This is a genomic window from Paraburkholderia humisilvae (genome assembly GCF_902859855.1).
In the GTDB taxonomy this organism is placed as follows: domain Bacteria; phylum Pseudomonadota; class Gammaproteobacteria; order Burkholderiales; family Burkholderiaceae; genus Paraburkholderia; species Paraburkholderia humisilvae.
In genome coordinates, this window is the sequence record NZ_CADIKH010000163.1 from 1 (window position 1) to 5,799 (window position 5,799).

General features: G+C 57.6%; 3 protein-coding genes. 1 reads left to right on the top strand and 2 read right to left on the bottom strand.

What is annotated here, in order from left to right; genetic code table 11:
• Nucleotides 1-180 (top strand): hypothetical protein (locus HV796_RS43675; RefSeq protein ID WP_217478195.1); only part of this gene is annotated, 180 nt, incomplete at its 5' end.
• Nucleotides 181-275: 95 nt separating this feature from the next.
• On the opposite strand, the gene HV796_RS39865 is transcribed toward HV796_RS43675, so the two are convergent.
• Together HV796_RS39865 and HV796_RS39870 are read right to left on the bottom strand one after the other, a co-directional pair.
• Nucleotides 276-1,679, bottom strand: a complete 1,404-nt coding sequence (locus HV796_RS39865; RefSeq protein WP_175233240.1) for a class I SAM-dependent methyltransferase — start codon at nucleotides 1,677-1,679, stop codon at nucleotides 276-278.
• Nucleotides 1,680-3,284: 1,605 nt separating this feature from the next.
• Nucleotides 3,285-5,799 (bottom strand): hypothetical protein (locus HV796_RS39870; protein ID WP_175233241.1); only part of this gene is annotated, 2,515 nt, incomplete at its 5' end.

Here is a 5,799-nt window from a genome sequence, read left to right on the forward strand (position 1 = left end):
AGGCATTCCTTTCAGAAATGGCATCCCGGTGATCGACAGCACACCGGTTCAGCAATCGCTCGCCGCCTGATGAACCTGCTCACCGCGTACACCAGATTTGACAATTGCTCGCTGCCCGTGAACGCCGGCGGGACGTCGCCGAGGGACTGGCGCGTGCAGATGCAGGGGGCAGGTGACTGACCTGAATCTTTCCGTTGCGGCTGGCGTAGAGTCAGGGCGCAAATCCACCAACTTGACGATACTGTTGCGTTTCGTTGTTAATTGACCTGCACGATTTACGCTTTTCTGATTTCCATAAAAATGTTAACCTCGCTTGCGTCGGCATAAATTGAAGGGGCCGATATTGACACGTCGCGCGGCAAAATCCCTATCATCGATGAGTCGCTACGATGAATAACACGCCAATCCAGAATGTATTCCATCATCAAAGGGATCGGATTCCGGGGATGAACGTTGGTAACCAGAATTCTGCCATCTGACTTCAACAGGGTGTGCAGGCGGGACAACAATTTCTGACATGTTCGATCAGAAAGGTAGTCAAACAATCCTGCGCAATAAATAAAATCATATCCTTCCCCCGCACTATGGAATTGAAGCCCCTTACTTATAAGCTTATCAACTGATTGATCCAGGAAAGTAACCTTCACGGGTCTTTTTGTAAGACCAGTTACTTTATAAATCTGTGCCCGCGCATACTCGATCGCCTCCGTGCAAAAATCGACAAGCGTAAACTCCAGATTGACACAGTTCACGCTTTTTTCGATAAAACGTTGGATCTCGGCCGCCGGACCGCAGCCAATATTCAGTACGCTTGCTGTTCGGCTCTCGCCCACCGCCCGTGTTGCAGTTTCGCGTAGCTTGCTTTCAAGAATCTCCACCCTGTTTCGATGCGCTTGAGCAGGAGCTGCACTTAAGAACGCCGAGTTGACGATTCGTGAGTAAATTGTCGGGCCTTGCCAAGGATCGGACAGGATCTGATCAACAACACCGTAGTCTCCGGGGAAACCGAGGGGCTTCGAATAGGCACGGTAAACAAATGGCGCACTGAGTACCGCAGGGTGAAGGACCCGCCTTGCGTATTGCTGATGGATCGTCGCCAATTCAAGCGGAATCCGGGCAGCTTCACGTTCAAACGATGCGACGCACTCATTGATCGCACTAAATAACGGAGCGGCGGCGCGTTGACAGGCCTCACCTAGCGCACGGCTGTCGGCGAACCGTTTCTGCTCCTCGAGTCCGTACCGCTCTGCCCAAACGCTGATCGACTCAAGTGTACGGCGCCAGTCGTCAACCGAAACTCTGAACCCCGTTTCTATGTTCGAGTGCATGAACGATAGATTGCTCAGCGACGCACTCGCGGCAATATCGGAAACAGCCGCTCCGACACCTTCAAACAGATCCGAAGAACCTTCGTCAAGATCGAGCGATACCAGCATCCCCAGACGGGTATCTATCTTGTCTGAGAGATGCGCATCACCAACAGCCACCTCAAACCCCGCCCCACTAACCACAAGGTTCCTTATCAAATCTCCCCGGCGAAGATTCCGGAAGGGCGCATAGATTTCCAGTGTGAGCTTTCCCTGTTCGATGTTCGCGATGTCTGCGCGTATTGTCTGATCGCCCGCATCGAGAAAGCTTGCTGTCAAATGCATATCATGAATCGCTGAAAAATCCGACACGCCTCTCTCCCGTAATAGAAATAGATTTTCCCAGTCCGAATCTTGCGCAAAATAACTACGGATACCGATGACACAGGCACGGAAAAACGTATGCAAATCGAGCGCTTATCGATGAGCAAGCCTCCTCATGTCACGACAAAGCGATCGGAAGGAGGCTTGATCCCTGACCATTGTGCAGGATTATTTCGATGTTTGCCTAACCAAACATGTCGGAAACTGAACGGTCGGATGCATGACGCATTAGAGGATTTTGTCGCGGTAAGGCTCGCAGATAGAACGAAGTCGATATGCGAAGTACTGCTTATGTAATCAAACCGTAGAATTGATTAGCGGTGAACGGATGGGTTCCACGAACACACTTCATCTGTCCTTTGGCAAAGGCCCAGTTGGCGGTAGGCAGCGTTTAAACGTTTCATTTGATCCCGTCCCGCGGACTTCGCGAACCAGGTTCCTGCTCAACTCGATAACGCTTCGCTCACGCTGCATGGCGGTTTTGCTTCTAGTCGTTAAGCAAGTTCTCCGATTACTAGAGCCAATTTTCGACTTTGAGCCCCGGTACACGCCGGAACTCACGCTCATTATTCGTGACCACCATGGCACCAACACAACGCGCGTGCGACGCGATCAGAAGATCGTTAGCGAGCGCGGCCTCCATCGTCTGGGCGTGTGATGACGTGGCTTGAGCCCACCGGTCGGCGAGAGAGGTTACACATAGGTCGTTTGCAGAGCTGGCAGCTGTTTCTGCAACGAGGTCTCCTGCTTTTGACGCTTCCTGCCGGGCAGTATTGCGGCGGGCCTCAGTTCATCATGGGGTGGCCCCCTCGATTACGGCCCGGTACTTCTCCTCATGCCCTTCGGATTCCACTTCACAATGGACACCCTGCCCTCCGGAATACCACGAGCTGGTGGCTTGAGGTCTGCCTTGGCCGTATCCGGCTTTCGCCTTGTGCCCGTGTAGGCATCTCCATACCTTCTACCTCTCTCCGGCCAGCGAGGCATTACCTGACGTTGCCTGCGAATTTCGGATCCCTTAACTGAGCGCAAGAGGGACTTGAACCCTCCTGAAGAGTGTGCTGCCCAACGCACACGACGCAGCAGTCCGACTTCCCACGCCCGTAGCTCATCGTCGTACGCCCTCAGGCTTTACGATGCGCACTACTTCCGACGCTTCCCGGCGCGACGTAGTAGGGTCGCGGGACCTCCCGGTTCCCGTGCAAGGTGTTTCCGCATGTGCTCAGGGTCTCCGACCGCCTGGGGTCCGGGACTGCCTTGCCAATACGGCAATCCCGGCTTGGCTTTCGGCAAGCGCCCAGTGCCTCGGCACCCCGATCAGCCCGTGCCTTTCGGCGCGGAAAATGGATTTCGCAGCCCGATACCTGGCCCATGCGTACCTCTCCCAACGCTTCGCCCACGTCATTACGAACGTACACGCATGACTCGAGGCCGTCGTGGCTGGCTAGACCTTCAACGTATGACTCTTTCATTCACAACACCTTGCCGGTTTTGACCTCTTGACTGGCGCACGGACGCGTTCATTTCATTCTTACGAAAATGGCGCTTACGATTCATCATCTGCTCATTGTTGTCGCGACACAGTCGGCCGGGCTATCCCCGCTTTTCTCCTTTACTTTGCAGATCGAACCCGAAGGCCCGATTGATGGATGCGCGCGTGTTGGACTGCAAGCCATGATGGCGGATACCCTCTCTGACTGCCTGTTCAAGTGCGGCAGGACGCGCACCCGGACCGCTGCCCGCAGGCACCAGTTGCGACCATGACTGCCCCTGCTCTTCCAGATGCACCAGGAACCGGTTGACGCTAGAGCGGTATGCCTGATCCAGTTCTTCGGGCAGATCCTTCAGCAGATCCTTGTGCTCCTGAAGATCCGGCGCAAGCCGAACCTTTTTTATGTCGCCTTGCAGCTTGAACCCGAAGGCCTGGTTGATGGCTGCGCGAGTGTTGGTCGGCAAGCCATGATGGCGGATCCCCTCGCTGACGGCCTGTTCAAGCGCGGCAGGACGCGCACCCGCACCGCTGCCCGTGGGCACCAGTTGCGACCATGACTGTCCCTGCTCTTCCAGATGCACCACGAACCGGTTGACGCGAGAGCGGTATACCTGATCCAGTTCTTTGGGCAGATCCTTCAGCAGATCCTTGTGCTCCTGAAGATCCGGCACAAGCCGAACTTTTTTTATGTCGCTTTGCAGCCTGAACCCGAAGGCCTTGTTGATGGCTGCGCGCGTGTTGGCTCGCAAGCCATACTGCCGGATCCCCTCGTTGACGGCCTGTTCAAGCGCACCAGGACGCGCACCCGCACCGCTGCCCGCGGGCATCAGTCGCGACCATGACTGTCCCTGCTCTTCCAGATGCAACAGGAACCGGTTGACGCTAGAGCGGTATGCATGATCCAGTTCTTCAGGCAGATCCTTCAGCAGATCCTTGTGTTCCTGAAGATCCGGCGCAAGCCGAACTTCTTTTATGTCGCCTTGCAGCCTGAACCCGAAGGCCTGGTTGATGGCTGAGCGCGTATTGGTCTGCAAGCCATGATGCCAGATACCCTCGTTGACCGCCTGCTCAAGCGCGACAGGACACGCACCCGCACCGCTGCCCGCGGCCACCAGTTGCGACCACGACTGACCCTGCTCTTCCAGATGCGCCAGGAACCGCCTGACGCTGGAGCGGTATGCATGATCCAGTTCTTCAGGCAGATCCTTCAGCAGATCCTTGTGCTCCTGAAGATCCGGCGCAAGCTGAACTTTGTTTATGTCGCCTCGCAGCTTAAACCCGAAGGCCTGATTGAGCGCAGCGCGCGTGCTGGGCGGCAAGCCATGATGCCGGATACCCTCGTTGACTGCCTGTTCAAGCGCGACAGGACGCGCACCCGCACCGCTGCCTGCGGGCACCAGTTGCGACCATGACTGTCCCTGCTCTTCCAGATGCGCCAGGAACCGCCTGACGCTGGGACGGTATACCCGATTCAGTTCCGCAGGCAGATCCTTCAGCAGATCGATGTGTTCAGGTAGTGTCAGCACGAGCCGTGCGCGGGGCTTTGCGCGACTGCTCCCCGGGAGGGGAGCGGCGGGCTGTCGACGCCCTGGAGCGTTCAGGCTGTCATGGATCTGCTGCTCTGCATGGGAAAGCGGCAGTCCACGCGCCTGCTCTGCGTGGGCCCAGTCAACCAGCGCCGTGCCTGCCGGGTCCGCCCCCGGGCCTTGAGGACGCGGCCTGTCGTCCAGATTCGCGAGTTCGTTGTCCACCTCATCCGCCGACAGCTGGGGGAAGCGATGTGGTTCAGGCGCCCCACCTTTCAGACCCGGAACATTGCTCGCCCGCTGCCACTGGCCATCCCGGTTTTCCAGACGGATTGTCCGCTCCCGCGCATTGCCCGTGGCATCCACCGGATTCCATACCACATACCCGCCACTCGAGGCGGCCTCGTCTTTGGCCACCCGGTACAGCTTCGCTCCGATCTGCGCGTAGTGCGCGAGCGTTTGCGGATCCTGCCATGTCCCGCCCTCCGCCCGACGCATCGCCACTGGCCGCTTATCCTCTGGTACCGGCGTGAGTCGTTCGAGCAGCTGCTGCGTGTCCTGGCTTAAAGGAGCGGCTTCCTCGCGGGCCACGACCAGCGCGAAGGGGTCGCCCACGCTGCCGTGTTCCCCGGCCTTGTCCGTGAGCATCAGTGCACGGTCATCCATTCCCAGGTCTCTCAGCGCACCCAGACTGTGCTGCGCCTGCAGGCGTACGGCTGCTGGCACTTCATGGTGGGAGAAGGTGCGGGAGGCAACTTTCCCGTCCGCCAGCGCTGAATGGCCCACGACACGGCTGCGCGTGAGCAGATGACCTTCTCCAGCAGTCACAAAATCCATCCCCAGGCCGATCGTGCCACCAACGATCTGCGCCGTGTCGTTACTGGCCACCCCGTCCGCAATGATGTAGCCCGAGCCGACGTACGGTACCAGTGTGATGAGCGCGGTTGCCGTGCGCTTGCCATCTCCTGTCGCGGCGCCTTCAGCCGCGTTATATATGTTGGAGATCACCGGCACCGAACTGATGATCTCCTGCCCGTCGCCACGGGCGATGCCTTCCCCGATGCCGATGATGTTCGAAATCACCGGCATG